The following is a 14,399-nucleotide window of genomic DNA, read 5'->3' as shown; positions in this document are numbered from 1 at the left end:
GGCTAAGCGCCGAAGCCCGGCCAGCCCTGCGCGTGGCGGCGGACGATCGCAGCCAGGCCCGCCACCTGCTCGGGTGAATCGTTGAGCGCGGGGATGTAGCGCAGGTCCTGCCCGCCCGCGGCAAGGAAGAAATCGCGATTCTGCATCGCGATCTCCTCCAGCGTTTCCAGACAGTCCACGGCGAAGCCGGGGCAGGCCACGTCCAGCTGCCGCACGCCCTCGGCGGCGAGCCGGCGCACGGTGGCGTCGGTGTACGGCTGCAGCCACGGTTCGCGGCCCACGCGCGACTGGAAGCTCAGCAGCACCTGCGCCTCATCCAGCCCCAGCCGCGCACGCAGCCGCGCCGCGGTCGCCTGGCACTGCGCCAGGTAGGGATCGCCCAGGCGTACGTAGCGCTCGGGAATGCCATGGAAGGAAAGCAGCAGCTTCTCGCCGCGGCCATGGGCTTGCCACCAGCGTTCGATCCGCTCCGCCAGCGCCTCGATGTGCAACGGATCGTCGTGATAGTCGTTGACCAGGCGCAGCTCCGGCGGCCAGCGCAGCTGCTTCAGCGCGTCGGCCACCGCGTCGATCACCGAGCCGGTGGAGGTGGCCGAGTATTGCGGGTACAGCGGCAGCACCAGCAGCCGGCGCACGCCGGCCGCCTGAAGTTCGGCGATCTTCGTGGCCACCGACGGCGCGCCGTAGCGCATCGCCAGCGCCACGCGCGCCTGGCCGGCGAGTTCGGCCTGCAACGCGGTGGCCAATGCCTCGCTCAGCACGCGTAGCGGCGAGCCGGCTTCGGTCCAGATCCGCGTATAGGCGTGCGCCGAGCGGCGCGGGCGGATCGCCAGGATCACCTTGAGGATCGGCCACCAGCGCCAGCGCGGGTAGTCGATCACGCGCCGGTCGGAAAGAAACTCGGCCAGGTAGGGCTTGAGCGCGCGCGCCGTCGGCGCCGCGGGCGTGCCCAGGTTGACCAGCAGCACGCCGGTCCCGCAGGCGGCGCCTGCCTGAACGTTCCGGTCACGGGCGTGGTCCGAAGGGCCGGTATAGTGGTCGGGCTGTGGCATGGTGGCAGCAGGCGGCGTGGAGGCGATGGAGTCTGCCACAGGCCGCCGGGCGCGCCGCCGGCGCCGTTGCCGCACCCCCAAAGCATCCCCTGCGGAAGGAGTACCCCCCATGTTCAAGGCATTGCGTCGTTGGTCGTTGATCGCGCTGGCCCTGCTGCTGCCGGCGATGGCAGCCCATGCGGAGGATCCGCCGCTGGTGCGCGCGCAGAACGCCGTGCGTGTGTTGCGTGAGATCATGCAGGCGCCGGACAAGGCGATCCCGAAGGATCTGTTGCAGGACGCCAAGGCGATCGCGGTGATCCCGGACATGGTCAAGGCCGGCTTCATCTTCGGCGGCCGCCGCGGCGAGGGCCTGATCTCGGTGAAGAGTCCCGACGGCACCTGGTCCAACCCCAGTTTCATCACCCTGACCGGTGGCAGCGTAGGCTTCCAGGCGGGCGTGTCCTCGACCGACGTGGTGCTGGTGTTCCGTACCCAGCGCGGGGTCGATTCGATCGTCGACGGCAAGTTCACGATCGGCGCCGATGCGGCGGCCGCGGCCGGGCCGGTCGGCCGCACCGCCAGCGCCGCCACCGACTCGCAGATGAAGGCCGAAATCTATTCCTACTCGCGCTCGCGCGGCCTGTTCGCCGGGGTGGCGCTGGACGGCTCGGTGCTGCGCATCGACTATGACGCCAACGCGGCGGCGTACGGCGCGGGCATTACGCCCAGGCGCATCTTCGAGGGAGGGGTTAGCAACGTGCCGGGCCCGGTCGTGGACTTCCGCGACCAGCTCGAGGAGTACACTGCGCGTTGATCCCGTTGCTGGCATTAGCGCCTGGCAACCCAACGGTTTTCGGACAGCGGTCCGTCAGAGGTTTGAAGTCATGGGTCTGGACAGTTTTTGGCATTGGATCATCCTGTTGATCGTGGTGCTGGTGATCTTCGGCACGAGCAAGCTCTCCAAGATCGGCCCCGATCTGGGCAACGCCGTGCGCGGCTTCAAGAAGGCCATGCAGGGTGACGAGGACGAGGACGAGGCCAAGCGCAAGACGCAGGAACAGCTTCGCGCCGATCCGCCGCCCGCGGACAGCACGGCCAGCAAGGCGCGCGACACCAGCGAAACCAAGTAGGCGCGCGGTGGCGCGGCGATGATCGAGATCAGCTTCGGCAAGCTGCTGCTGCTGGCGCTTATCGCGCTGCTCGTGCTCGGCCCGGAGAAGTTGCCTGGCGCGGCGCGCACTGCCGGCGCGCTGGTGCGGCGCATGCGCGGCACCTGGGAAAGCGTGCGCGCCGAGGTCGAGCGCGAACTCCAGGTAGAGGAAATCAAGCGTACCGCCCGCGAAGCCGCCGCGCGCGCCGAAGCGGCGCAGGAGCAGATGAATGCCACGGCGCGCGAGGTGCGCAAAGCGGTCGGCGTGGTCACTGCCGTACCGGCAGACGAGGCACCGGTGGAGCTGGAAGACCAACCGCTGCCGCAGCTGACGGACGAGACGGGGGCCGAGGCCGACCTGTTCGACGCCCCGCCACCCGAACGCGATACCCGCACCGGCGACCTGTTCGCCGAGGATCCCGAGCACGCCCCGGTGAAGGAACACCCGCATGGCCTCGCCTGAGCCCGAACCTCAGCTCGACCTGCAGCAGGGCCTGTTTTCGCACCTGATCGAACTGCGCTCGCGCCTGCTCAAGGCGTGCGCCATGGTGCTGATCGTGCTGCTGGCGCTGATCCCGTTCGCCAACCGCCTCTACTCATTGCTGGCCCAGCCGCTGGTCGCCCGCCTGCCACAGGGCGCGCACCTGATCGCCACCGAAGTGGCCAGCCCGTTCATCACGCCGTTGAAGCTGGCCTTCTACACCTCGCTGTTCATCAGCATGCCGGTGATCCTCTACCAGCTGTGGGCATTCGTCAGCCCGGGCCTGTACAAGCACGAGAAGCGGCTGGCGCGGCCGCTGCTGCTGGCGGCGCTGGTGCTGTTCTACATCGGTTGCGCGTTTGCCTATTTCCTGGTGCTGCCGGCGGCGTTCCGATTCCTCACCGCGGTCACTCCCGCGGGCGTGGAGATGATGACCGACATCACGCATTACCTCGATTTCGTGATGCTGATGTTCTTTGCCTTCGGCCTGTGCTTCGAGGTGCCGGTGGCGGTGGTGATTCTGGCGGCGGTGGGCGTGGTCGACGTGGCCAAGCTGCGCAGCGTGCGCCGCTATGCCGTCGTCGGCGCGTTCGCCATCGCGGCGGTGATCACGCCGCCGGACATCACCTCGATGATCATGCTGGCGGTGCCGATGTGCCTGCTCTACGAACTGGGCGTGCTGGCGGTGCGCTGGCTGGTCAAGCCGCGCGAGGCGACGGAGTAATCCCTGCAGCTTCTAGCTCCCTCGCCCTTTGGAAAGAGGGTTGGGATGAGGGGTACAAGGCTTGCGGGGAATGTGGTGAGCCGGTGCCTTCTTGGAGCAGCCACCACCCCCTTAGAGTTTCGGGCGAGCCCCGACCCTCACCCCAGCCCTCTCCCCCATCCTTGATGAAAGCCGGGGGAGAGGGAAAGGCGCTACTTCGCCGCACTCGCAGGATGCCCCAGCGCCAGCCCCTTGAGGATGTTCAACGCCTGCGCCAGCGCGTAGTCCTCGGTGGCGAGCTTGGCGTTCTCGGCACTGCCGTCGTTGTCGATGTCCTGGCCGGAGGCGGTGTTCTCGTTGGCCAGGTGGTGCTTGAGGTCCGCTTCGGAGTTGATCAGCTCCGGCCCGTTGTCGGCGGGATTGACGGTGAGGTCGGCCAGCGCGATGTCGGGCTTGATGCCTTCGGCCTGGATCGAGGTACCGTTGGGCGTGTAGTAGCGCGCGGTGGTGAGCTTGACCGCGTGGTCGGCATCCAGTGGCAGCACGGTCTGCACCACGCCCTTACCGAAAGTGCGCCGGCCCACGATCAGCGCCCGGCGGTTGTCCTTGAGCGCGCCGGCGACGATCTCGGCCGCCGAGGCGGTGCCGTTGTCCACCAGCAGCACCATCGGCGCGCCGTCGAGCAGGTCGCCCGGGTGTGCGGTGAACTTGAGGTTGGAATCGGCCAGCCGGCCGCGCGTGCTGACGATGCCGCCGGCATCGAGGAAGTCGTCGCTGGTCGCCACTGCCGAGGTCAGCAGGCCGCCGGGATTGGAGCGGAGGTCGAGCACGACTCCCTTCGGTTGGCCGTGCTTGGCCACGTAGGCGGCGAACTTCTTCTCGAGGTCGCCGGCGGTGTCCTCCTGGAACTGGCTGATGCGGATGTAGGCATAGCCGGGTTGCAGTTCGCGCAGCTTCACGCTGGTGACCGAAATCCGCTCGCGCACCAGGTGCATGTCGATCGGCTTGTCGCTCTTCTCGTGCAGGATGGTGAGGGTGATCTTGCTGCCCGGGTCGCCGCGCAGCCGGCGGAACATGTCGTCGACGTTTTCCGGGTCGACCGCCTTGCCGTCGATCTTGACGATGGTGTCGCCCGGCTTGATGCCGGCCCGCGCAGCGGGCGTGTCGTCGATCGGCGCGATGATGCGCAGTGCACCGTCGACCTCAAGCACCTCGATGCCCAGGCCGCTGTACTGGCCGGTGGTGTCTTCGGAGAGCTGCTCCAGGCCCTGCTTGTCGAGGTATTCGCTGTGCGGATCCAGCCCGCTGAGCATGCCGCTGATGGCGGCCTTCATCAGGGTCTTGTTGTCGACCGGCTCGACGTAGGCCTGGCGGATTACCTCGTAGACGCGGCTGAAATTGCGCACGTCGTCCAGGTCGACCGGATCGGGCGCGCTGGCCGCGGCGGCGGGCACGCCCGCGCTCGTGGCGGCGGCCGGCGCGTCCTGCGCATGCAATGGCGCGAACGCCAGCGCGGCGGTCACGGCGCAGGCCAGGGCACGGGGGAACGGTTGCATGCGGAAACTCCTGGTGGTCCGGCGGATTTCGACCGCGCGCGGGCGCAGTCGTTCAAGGGGCATTCCCAGCCTGCGCGGCGGTAAGCGGTCCGTCAACGCCGCTTGGCCAGCCAGCCGCGCGGGTCGACCGGCTTGTTGTCGTGGCGCAGTTCGAAATACACGCCGGTGTTGATGCCCGTCGGCGGCGTGGCAGTGCCGATCGCTTCGCTGGCTTCGACCTGGTCGCCGACGCCGTGCAGCAGGCTTTCGTTGTTGCCGTACATGCTCAGCCAGCCGTCGCCGTGGTTGAGGATGACCAGCAGGCCATAGCCGCGCAGGAAGGCGGCGTAGACGACCCGGCCGCGGGCCACTGCGTGCACTTCGCTGCCGCCGGCGGCCTTGATCAGCACGCCGTTGCCGTAGCTGACCACGGCGCCGGCCGCCGGCCACGGCAGGTTGCCGCGGATGTCGGCCTTGCCGCCGGCGCGGCTGGGCGCGGCCGGGCTGGCCTGCGAACGGCGTGCCGCTTCGCGTGCTGCCTGGTCGATGGCGCGCTGCAGCTTGTCGACGAGCTGGTCGAGCGACTGTGCGTTGCGCTTCATCGCGGCCAGGCGCTGGGCCTCGTCCTTGTACTTGGCGTTCGCCTGCGCGACCAGCTTCTGCTGTGCCGCGCGCTGCGCCGCCAGCGCCCGTGCCTTGTCGGCGCGCTCAGCGCGGGTGGCGGCCAGCGCCTGTTGTTCGGCAGTGATGTCGGCTTCCACTTGCTGCAGGCGGCTCAGTTCGCCCATCAGTTCGGCGACGCGCGCGGCGCGGTCCTGCTGGAAATACTTCGAATAGGCGAGGGCGCGTGCGATCTGCGCCAGGTCCTGGTCACCCAGCAGCAGGCGCAAGTCGGTGCCGCGGCCTAGCGTGTAGGTGGCGCGCAGCAGGTCGGCAATGGCCGCACGCTGCCCGGCCAGCCGCTGGTCGAGCCCTGCACGTTGCTGTTGCAGCTGGTCGAGCTGCTGCTGCTTGGCGGTGAGCGCAGCGTCGGCTTCGCGCAGCGTGCGGGCGGCCTCGGCCAGAGCGTTGGCCTGGCGGGCCAGTTCGGCGTTGGCGCTGTCGCGGTGGGCGGCGGTCTGTGCCTGTTCGCGGGCGAGCGCTTCCATCCTGCTGCGCAGCTCGGTCAGCTGCTGCCTGGCCTGGGCCTGCTGGCCGGAGCTGTCCTGCGCGACGGCGGGCATCGCGGTAGCCAGTGCGACGAGGGCCAGCAGGCGGACGAGGGCACGAAGGGAAGGACGGCGCATGCATCGATTATCCCCGAAGCGGACGCCGCGTAGGGTGGCCTTTAGCCCAACCCCAGACAGCGCGTGCACGTTGGGGCGCTACCATGGCCGGCCGGCGGCGGACAGGCGGTGCAATGGGAACGGTTCGAGCGTGGGGCGCGATCGCAGCCGCCTGGCTGCCACTGGCGGTGGCGGCGCAAACGGTCACCGAACTGCCACCGGTGCCGGTGCCGGCGATGCGGTTGGACATCCCGCTGTTCGACCTGCCAGCCGCCCTGTCCAGCGTGCCGGTGCGCGCCGGCGCGGACGGCAAGCCCGGCGTGAACCTGTCCGAGGTGCTGACCGGCGTGCCTGGCGTGCTCGCGCGCGACCGGCAGGACTACGCGCAGGATGAGCAATTGTCGATCCGCGGGTTCGGCGCGCGTGCCAGCTTCGGTGTACGCGGCGTGCGTCTGTATGCCGATGGCATTCCCGCGACGATGCCGGACGGGCAAGGCCAGGTCTCACATTTCGCGCTGGCGGCGGCCGACCGCGTGGAAGTGTTGCGTGGGCCGTTCTCGGCGCTGTACGGCAACTCGTCCGGTGGCGTGGTGCAGCTATGGAGCGCCGAAGGCGGCCCGGTGCCGGAGCGTACGCTGGAAGCCTACGCCGGTGCCGACGCCAGCCTGCGCCTGGGTGGCGCGGCGCGGGGCATCGCCGGTCCACTCAACTACAGCGTGGCCCTGGGACATTTCCGCACCGACGGCTATCGTGCGCACAGCCGTGCGCAGCGGACGTCAGGCAATGCGCGCCTGGCTTTCGATCTCGGAGAGGGCCGCACGCTCACCGTGGTAGCCAACACGCTGGCGCAGCCGCAGGCGCAGGATCCGCTCGGCCTGACCCGTGACCAGTGGCGGGCCGATCCGCGCCAGGCAGTGGAGGCGGCATTCGCCTTCGACACGCGCAAGCGTCTGCAGCAGCAACAGCTGGGGGCGGTCTGGGAAGCCCGGGGCGACCGCCAGGACGTGCGCCTGATGGGATATGGCGGGCGGCGCGGCGTCACCCAGGTATTGGCGATCCCGCCGGCGGCGCAGCAAAGCCCGCTCAGCGCCGGCGGCGTGGTCGACCTGGATGGTGGCTATGGCGGCGCCGATGCTCGCTGGACGCGTCGCGGCCGGCTCTTCGGACGTCCACTGGAACTGGTCCTGGGGACAAGCTGGGATGCGCAGGACCAGCACCGGCGCGGCTACGAGAACTTCGTCGGCGACGCGCTCGGCGTGCAGGGCGCGCTGCGCCGCAACGAGCTCGACCGCGTGCATGCCTTCGACCAGTATGCGCAGCTCTACTGGCGCCTCGCCCCTCATTGGTCGTTGCTGCTGGGCGCGCGGCACAGTGTGGTGACGTTCCGCGCGTCCGATCGCTACCTCACGGCGGGCAATCCCGACGACAGCGGCCGCACGCGCTACCGGGCGACCACGCCGGTGGCCGGTATCGACTACCGGCCGAGCACGGCGCTGAGGCTCTACACCAGCTACGGCGAAGGCTTCGAGACGCCGACCTTCAACGAGCTCGGCTACCGGCGCGACGGCCAGGCCGGGCTGGCGCTCGACCTGCGTCCCGTGCGCAGCCGCAGCGGCGAACTCGGGCTGAAATGGCGTACGCGCGACGACCTGCAGGTGGAACTGGCGCTGTTCCGTGCGGACAGTCGCGACGAACTGGCGGTGGCAAGCAACTACGGCGGCCGTTCCACCTATCGCAACGTGGGACGCAGCCGCCGCCAGGGCGCGGAACTGTCGCTCGACGGCGAGCTCGGCGACGGCTGGCGCCTGCGGCTGGGCATGACCTGGCTGCAGGCGCGCTTCCGCACCGGCTTCCTCGCCTGCGCCGCCACGCCCTGCCGGGTGCCGGACCTGCCGGTACCGGCAGGCACCCGAGTTCCCGGCGTACCCGATCGCTACGGCTCGCTGCGCCTGGAACGTGGGGGCGACCTGGGCTGGCGCGGTGGGCTCGAACTCGAAGGCGTCGGCGCGGTGCCGGTGGACGACCGCAACAGCGCGGTTGCACCGGGTTACGTGCGTACGGGTGTCGACGTCGGCTATGGAATCGCGCTGGGCGAAGCGCGAATGCATCTGATCGTGCGGGTGGACAACCTGTTCGACCGGCGGACCGTCGGCTCGGTGATCGTCAACGACGGCAACGGCCGCTACTACGAGCCGGCACCCGGCCGAAGCGTGCTGATCGGCATGCGCCTGGACATGTAAGTCTGGCGGTATAGACATCCATGCCAAGAAGGCGCCAGCCAGCCTGCAGACGGCCGTTGCCAAGAGGCATAAGCCGTGCCAGCGGGCCACATGTATCGAAAGTCGGTGCGCGGGGTTAAGTGCTTGTAAGCGGCGCTGGAAAGTGGAAGACTCACCTCGCGCAATTCCCCTCGCCCGCAGTGCTGGCGGCGCACACAAATACCGCTAGACCTCGGGCGCATTGCGCATCCCCACAACCGAGGATCGAGTCATGAAGCCCAACAAGCTCGCTACGGCGTTGGCTTTGCTGTTGACGCCTCTAGGTTACGTTCACGCCCAGACCACCCCGCCTGCCGACACCGCCGGCGCCGTGCCGCCGCCGCAGGACCAGCAGCAGGCGAACCCGCAGCAGACCAGCCCGCAGCAGACCAGCCCCCAACAGGCGCAGCAACTGCAGACCATCACCGTCACCGGTTCGGCGATTCCGCGCATCGACGCGGAGACGCCTTCGCCGGTCACGGTGATCACCGCGGCGCAGATCCAGCGCAGCGGCCTGAAGACCGTCAGCGACGTCGTGCGTGCGATATCGGCCGACAACAGCGGCTCGATCCCGACCGCGTTCACCGCGGGTTTCGCCGCGGGCTCGGCCGGTGTCGCCTTGCGCGGCCTGACCGTCAACTCCACGCTCGTGCTGATCGACGGTCGCCGCTCGACCAACTATCCGTTGGCCGATGACGGCCAGCGCACCTTCGTCGACCTCAACACCATCCCGGTCAACGCGATCGAACGCATCGACGTGCTGAAGGACGGCGCTTCCTCGCTCTATGGCGCCGACGCGATCGCCGGCGTGGTCAACATCATCCTCAAGCACGACTACAAGGGCCTGGAGGGCACGGCCGAAATCGGTACCTCGCAACGCGGCGGCGGTACCACGCGGCGCGTCACGCTCCTGTTCGGTGGCGGCGACCTGCAGAAGGACGGCTGGAACGCCTACGGCAGTGTCGAGGCGCAGAAGGACGACCGCATCTGGGCGCGCGACCGCAGCTATCCCTACAACACGACGGACCTTAGCCCCGGCGGCGGCAGCGACCTCAACTGGGGCCAGCCCGGTTTCAACACCGGCTCGATCGTCCCCATCGTGCAGCCGGCGGTTCCCGGCCTTCCGGGCCCGGGCGGCCAGCAGACCGGGACCGCGGTCCCAGGCGCCCTGTGGCAGCCGCTGGTTCCCTGCGGAGCGGGGACCAGGCTGGTCAGCAACGACCTGGGCAGCGGTTGCGAGCAGAACCAGATTGCCGACTACGTCGACCTGGCGCCCAAGCAGGAGCGCGTGGGCGCCTACGGTCGGTTGACCGTGAAGGTGGGCGACAACAGCGAGGCCTACGTCAGCGGCAGCTACTACCACAACAAGGTGGAGGCCGCGGCCGTGCCGCCGCAGATCCGCGCCGGCACGCCGGTGAACACGCGCTCGATCGTGTTGCCGGCGACCTTGCCCGACGGCTCGGACAATCCGAACGATCCGTTCCCCACCCAGCCGGCCTTGATCACCTATGCCTTCGGCGGCATCCCCGGCGGCGCGAAGAACGTCAACGACAACGTTCGCGTGGTCGGCGGCATCCATGGCGTCTGGGGCGAGTGGAACTACGACAGCGCGCTGGTGATCAACCACAGCTCGCTGGACGTGAACAACTACGGCTTCCTCAACTACGCCGCGCTGATCAGTGCGGTCAACAACGGCACGTACAACTTCGTCGATCCGTCGCAGAACTCGCCCGAACTGCTCGCCCAGCTGGCGCCGGTGCTGCACAAGAAGTCGACTACCGACCTGCAGTCGCTGGACTTCCACGTCACGCGTCTGTTGTGGGACCTGCCGGGTGGCTCGCTGGGACTGGCCACGGGCGTCGACCTGCGCCGCGAGAAGCAGTCCGATCCGGACCTCAATCCCGGCTTGTCAGCGCAAGGCCTGGGCGTGGCGCACACGTTCGGCAAGCGCACGGTGAAGGGCGCCTACGTCGAACTGGACGCACCGTTCCTTGAGTCGCTGGAAGTGGACGTGTCCGGTCGCTATGACAAGTACTCCGACTTCGGCAGCAACTTCTCGCCCAAGGTGGGTTTCAAGTGGAAGCCGATCGAGTCGCTGGCGATCCGCGGCACCTGGTCGAAGGGTTTCCGCGCCCCGAGCTTCGCCGAGAATGGCTCCAGCGAATCGGAAGGCTTCGCCACCTATAACCTGCCGGACGATTACGTGGCCGCCCACGGCAGTGACGCCTACACGCGTCCTTATGGCCTGGCCTTCGACACCATCGGCAATCCCAACATCCGGCCGGAGAAATCCAAGAGCTGGACCTTTGGCGTGCTGTGGCAGCCGAGCGACCAGTTCAGCGCTTCGGTGGACTACTACGACATCAAGAAGACCGGGGTGATCGGCCAGTTCGATCCGCAAGCGGTGCTCGATGCCTATTTCGCCGGTACGCCATTGCCACCGGGTTCGGCGATCGTCCCCGACGTGCCCGATCCGGAGCACCCGACGCTGCTGCCCAAGCCGGTGGTGGTGCAGGCGCCCTACGTCAACCAGAACTCGCTGCAGACCAAGGGCGTGGACCTGGACCTGATCGGCAACTTCACCTTCGGTGACAACCTGAAGCTGCGCAGCGAGTTCAGCGCCACGCGCATCTTCGAGTGGAACCTCACCCTGCAGGACGGCACGGTGCAGCGCTTCGTCGGCACGCACGGCGTCTATGCGGTGTCCTCCGGTGCGGGTACGCCGCGCGACCGCGCGACCTGGTCGAACAGCTTCATGTTCGGCCCGGCCACGATCACCGGCACGCTGTACTACACCAGCGGCATCAGCATGACCTCGCCCGACGCCGGCGAGGGATGCATCTCCACCGACGATGCCGGCAACCCGTACCCGCCCAGCTGCCACGTCGGCGCCTGGACGCAGTTCGACCTGACCGGCAACTACGACTTCAACGACCATTTCTCGGTCTATGCGTCGGTCCTCAATGCGCTCAATCGCCGAGCGCCGTTCGATCCGGCGAACTATGCCGGGGTCAACTACAACCCGACCTGGTCGCAGATGGGTATGGTCGGACGCTTCTACACGGTCGGCGTGAAATACAAGATGTGACCTTCCCGCCGTGGGTTCCCGGGACGGCGCGCCGTTTCTGGCGCGCCGTTCTTTATTCGCGACAATGGAATCTTTCTTCCCACCCGAGCTGCTCATGTGCCTGATCGCCTTCGCCTGGAACGCCCACCCGCGTTGGCGCTTGCTGCTGGCGGGCAACCGCGACGAATACCACGCCCGTCCCAGTGCCCCGCTGGCACGCTGGGACGACGCGCCGGTGATCGCCGGTCGCGACCTGGAGGCGGGCGGCACCTGGTTGGGTGTGAACCCGGGCGGGCGCTGCGCCACGGTCACCAACGTGCGCGACCCGCGCGATCCGCAGGCCGGCCTTTCGCGCGGCTGGCTGGTGACCGATTTCCTGCGTGGCGAGGCCGGTGCCACCGTGCACGCACAGGCCTTGAGCGAGGTCGCCGGGCAATACCGTCCGTTCAACCTGCTCACCTTCGACGCGCACGATGCGTTCTACCTGGGCAACCGGCCCGTGCCGCGAGCGCAGGCCGTCACGCCCGGCGTGCATGGATTGTCCAACGCCGATTTCAACACGCCCTGGCCGAAGACGCGGCAGCTGATGGCGCGACTGCAGGCGTGGCTGGAAGACAGGGCGGCCGATGACTTCGCGCCGCTGTTCGATGCACTGGCGGACGAGCGCCCAGCCCTTGATGGCGATTTGCCCGATACGGGCGTTGGCATCGAACGCGAGCGCTGGCTATCGGCGGCTTTCATACGGGGTGCCGACTACGGTACGCGCGCCAGTACGGTGGTGGCGATCGACCATGCCGGACACGGGCGGATCGTCGAGCGGCGGTTCGGGCCAAACGGACGCCCATACGGCCAGCTGGAAACGGCTTGGTAGGAGCGGGTCCTGCTTCGTCGCACTGCCTTTGCTCCCTCTCCATGCCGGGGGCTGGGGTGGGGCCGCTCTGGCGAACAGACTCCCGTGCCTTGCCTTCTCGCCGGGCACACCCACTCTGCGAGCCCCGGCTTTTCACCCGCATCCGGGCGGGGAGAAGCTTCGGGTTGCACGTAGGCATCGGCTCGCCCGTGCATCGGGCGCACCCTACGCGAACGACCGGCCCACGCCCCTGCTATCCGCCTGGCCCGGTCGCTACGGTGTGTAACTTGCCCACGCGAGGGAACGCTCGATGCGACAGGGATCGCACTGGTGGATGCTGGCCGGATGGCTGCTGGCCAGGCCGTGCATGGCCGCATGCCCGGCCTGGGATGCACCGCGTGCCGCGCACGAATTGCAGGCCCTGCACGATCAGCTCGACGGCTGGAACCACGCCTACCGCACCGAAGGCCGTTCGCCGGTCGACGATGCGATCTACGACCAGGCGCTCGCCCGCTACGAAGGCTGGCGCGCCTGCTTTCCCGCGCAGGCACCGCCGCCGTTGGCGCACCTGGCCGATGCCAGCGGCCCGGTGCGCACGCCGGTGGCGCAGACCGGCCTGGCCAAGCTGCCGGATGCCAAGGCCGTGCAGGCCTGGATGGCGGCCCGCGACAACCGCGACCTGTGGGTGCAACCCAAGGCCGACGGCGTGGCGGTAACCCTGCTGTACGTCGATGGACGACTACGCCAGGCGGTCAGCCGCGGGGATGGGCTGCACGGCTCCGACTGGACACGGCAGGTGCAACGCATCGACGCGGTACCAAAGCGCCTGCCGCATGCGCCTGCACGCGTGGTGCTGCAGGGTGAACTGGTCTGGTGGTTGCCCGGGCACCGGCAGGCGCATGACGGCGGCGTGCGTGCGCGGGCCGACGTCGCCGGCGCGCTCGCGCGCGAACCGTTCGATGCGCAGGCCGCCTCGCGCATCGGACTGTTCGTGTGGGACTGGCCCAGCGGTCCCGCGGACATGCACGCGCGCCTGACCGGCCTGCAGGCAATGGGCCTGGGCGCCAGTGCCGCACTGACGCACCCGGTGCACGACCTGGCCGGGGTACGGCAGTGGCGCGAGCGTTGGTACCGTCAGGCGCTTCCCTTTGCCACCGACGGCACCGTGCTGCGGCAAGGGCATCGGCCGCATGCCCGCGACTGGCAGCCGGCACCGCCGGACTGGGCGGTCGCCTGGAAGTACCCGCCCGCCCAGGCGCTGGCCACCGTGCGTGCGGTGGACTTCCGCCGCGGGCGGCGCGGCGGCGTCAGCGTCGTGCTGGAACTGGAGCCGGTGGTGCTGGACGACCGCACGGTGCAGCGCGTCAGCGTGGGTTCGTTGGCGCACTGGCGCAGGCTCGACGCGCGGCCGGGCGACCAGGTATCGATCTCGCTGGCGGGCCTCACCATCCCGCGTTTCGACGCCGTGGTGTGGCGCACGCGCGAACGCGCCGCCGTTGCCGTGCCCGAGGAGGCCGGGCGCGATGGCCTGGATTGCTGGCACCCGAAAGCCGGTTGCCGGCGCCAGTTCCTTGCGCGGCTTGTCTGGCTCGGCGGAGGGCAGGGGCTGCGCCTCGACGGCATGGGCGAAACCACCTGGCGCGCGCTCATCGACGCCGGACGGATGCCAAGCCTGCTCGACTGGCTGAGCCTGACGCCCACGCAAATGGCGGCGGTACAGGGCGTGGGTTCCGCACGTGCCGTGCGTCTGGTGCAGGCATTCACGCATGCACGCACGGAAAGCTTCGACCGCTGGTTGCTCGCGCTGGGCATGCCGCCGGCCGGCAAGGCCTCGCTGCCCGACTGGGCCACGCTGGCCGGCCGCAGCGCCGCCGACTGGGAGGGCGAGCCGGGCGTCGGCCCCGGCCGTGCTTCCCGGTTGCACGCCTTCTTTCATCATCCGGACGTGGTGGCGCTGGCTGTGCGATTGCACGCGGCTGGCGTGGCGGGCTTCTGAACCGCGTTGGGTGTCCGCGGATCGGCGACAGCGCGTACCGCGCGATGGAGCAATTCGCTG

Annotated in this window: 10 protein-coding genes and 1 pseudogene; 8 read left to right on the top strand and 3 right to left on the bottom strand. The window is 69.0% G+C overall.

Annotation, left to right across the window (positions count from 1 at the left end):
• Positions 1-2 precede the first annotated feature (2 nt).
• Positions 3-1,052 carry a ferrochelatase gene (gene hemH / locus BMZ38_RS12035; RefSeq protein WP_091337825.1) on the bottom strand — a complete coding sequence of 350 codons (1,050 nt, stop codon included), beginning with the start codon at positions 1,050-1,052 and terminating at the stop codon, positions 3-5.
• A 109-nt stretch (positions 1,053-1,161) separates the two neighbouring features.
• Here hemH and BMZ38_RS12030 point away from each other — a divergent pair.
• From BMZ38_RS12030 to tatC, 4 genes and pseudogenes are all read left to right on the top strand, one after another.
• Positions 1,162-1,845: pseudogene (locus tag BMZ38_RS12030) on the top strand (lipid-binding SYLF domain-containing protein); the annotation flags it as partial.
• A 73-nt stretch (positions 1,846-1,918) separates the two neighbouring features.
• Positions 1,919-2,164 carry a twin-arginine translocase TatA/TatE family subunit gene (gene tatA, locus BMZ38_RS12025; RefSeq protein WP_091337819.1) on the top strand — a complete coding sequence of 82 codons (246 nt, stop codon included), beginning with the start codon at positions 1,919-1,921 and terminating at the stop codon, positions 2,162-2,164.
• Positions 2,165-2,182: 18 nt separating this feature from the next.
• Positions 2,183-2,647: a Sec-independent protein translocase protein TatB gene (gene tatB, locus BMZ38_RS12020; protein ID WP_091337815.1), complete on the top strand. Its 465-nt coding sequence runs from the start codon at positions 2,183-2,185 to the stop codon at positions 2,645-2,647.
• Entirely contained in the window at positions 2,634-3,389 is a 756-nt protein-coding gene (gene tatC, locus BMZ38_RS12015; protein WP_091337812.1) for a twin-arginine translocase subunit TatC, read from the top strand. Before tatB ends, tatC begins: the two co-directional genes overlap by 14 nt.
• Before the next feature lie 191 nt (positions 3,390-3,580).
• Here tatC and BMZ38_RS12010 read toward each other — a convergent pair whose 3' ends face one another.
• Together BMZ38_RS12010 and BMZ38_RS12005 are read right to left on the bottom strand one after the other, a co-directional pair.
• Positions 3,581-4,924 (bottom strand): S41 family peptidase, encoded by a 1,344-nt coding sequence (locus BMZ38_RS12010; protein WP_091337808.1) that lies wholly within the window; start codon positions 4,922-4,924, stop codon positions 3,581-3,583.
• 92 nt (positions 4,925-5,016) lie between these two features.
• On the bottom strand, positions 5,017-6,189 hold the full coding sequence (locus tag BMZ38_RS12005) for a murein hydrolase activator EnvC family protein (RefSeq protein ID WP_091337805.1): 1,173 nt from the start codon (positions 6,187-6,189) through the stop codon (positions 5,017-5,019).
• Between the two features lie 113 nt (positions 6,190-6,302).
• On the opposite strand from BMZ38_RS12005, the gene BMZ38_RS12000 reads away from it, so the two are divergent.
• The 4 genes from BMZ38_RS12000 to ligB all read left to right on the top strand — a co-directional run bounded on the left by BMZ38_RS12000 (position 6,303) and on the right by ligB (position 14,339).
• Complete coding sequence (locus BMZ38_RS12000) at positions 6,303-8,408, top strand: TonB-dependent receptor family protein (protein ID WP_245747268.1); 2,106 nt, start codon at positions 6,303-6,305, stop codon at positions 8,406-8,408.
• 250 nt (positions 8,409-8,658) lie between these two features.
• Positions 8,659-11,514, top strand: coding sequence for a TonB-dependent receptor plug domain-containing protein (locus BMZ38_RS11995; RefSeq protein ID WP_091337801.1), 2,856 nt, complete (start codon positions 8,659-8,661; stop codon positions 11,512-11,514).
• A gap of 94 nt (positions 11,515-11,608) precedes the next feature.
• The gene (locus BMZ38_RS11990; protein WP_091337796.1) at positions 11,609-12,364 is read left to right on the top strand and encodes an NRDE family protein; all 756 of its coding nucleotides are present in this window, start codon (positions 11,609-11,611) and stop codon (positions 12,362-12,364) included.
• A gap of 289 nt (positions 12,365-12,653) precedes the next feature.
• Positions 12,654-14,339, top strand: coding sequence for an NAD-dependent DNA ligase LigB (gene ligB, locus BMZ38_RS11985; RefSeq protein WP_091337793.1), 1,686 nt, complete (start codon positions 12,654-12,656; stop codon positions 14,337-14,339).
• Positions 14,340-14,399: the final 60 nt, after the last annotated feature.

It is taken from the genome of Frateuria terrea (assembly GCF_900115705.1).
Classification (GTDB): Bacteria; Pseudomonadota; Gammaproteobacteria; order Xanthomonadales; family Rhodanobacteraceae; genus Frateuria_A; species Frateuria_A terrea.
This window is presented reverse-complemented; position numbering and strand designations above follow the sequence as displayed.

Coding starts and splice junctions, on each gene's coding strand:
- hemH (WP_091337825.1), bottom strand. CDS start 1,052: ATGCCACAGCCCGACCACTATACCGGCCCTTCGGACCACGCCCGTGAC.
- tatA (WP_091337819.1), top strand. CDS start 1,919: ATGGGTCTGGACAGTTTTTGGCATTGGATCATCCTGTTGATCGTGGTG.
- tatB (WP_091337815.1), top strand. CDS start 2,183: ATGATCGAGATCAGCTTCGGCAAGCTGCTGCTGCTGGCGCTTATCGCG.
- tatC (WP_091337812.1), top strand. CDS start 2,634: ATGGCCTCGCCTGAGCCCGAACCTCAGCTCGACCTGCAGCAGGGCCTG.
- BMZ38_RS12010 (WP_091337808.1), bottom strand. CDS start 4,924: ATGCAACCGTTCCCCCGTGCCCTGGCCTGCGCCGTGACCGCCGCGCTG.
- BMZ38_RS12005 (WP_091337805.1), bottom strand. CDS start 6,189: ATGCGCCGTCCTTCCCTTCGTGCCCTCGTCCGCCTGCTGGCCCTCGTC.
- BMZ38_RS12000 (WP_245747268.1), top strand. CDS start 6,303: ATGGGAACGGTTCGAGCGTGGGGCGCGATCGCAGCCGCCTGGCTGCCA.
- BMZ38_RS11995 (WP_091337801.1), top strand. CDS start 8,659: ATGAAGCCCAACAAGCTCGCTACGGCGTTGGCTTTGCTGTTGACGCCT.
- BMZ38_RS11990 (WP_091337796.1), top strand. CDS start 11,609: ATGTGCCTGATCGCCTTCGCCTGGAACGCCCACCCGCGTTGGCGCTTG.
- ligB (WP_091337793.1), top strand. CDS start 12,654: ATGCGACAGGGATCGCACTGGTGGATGCTGGCCGGATGGCTGCTGGCC.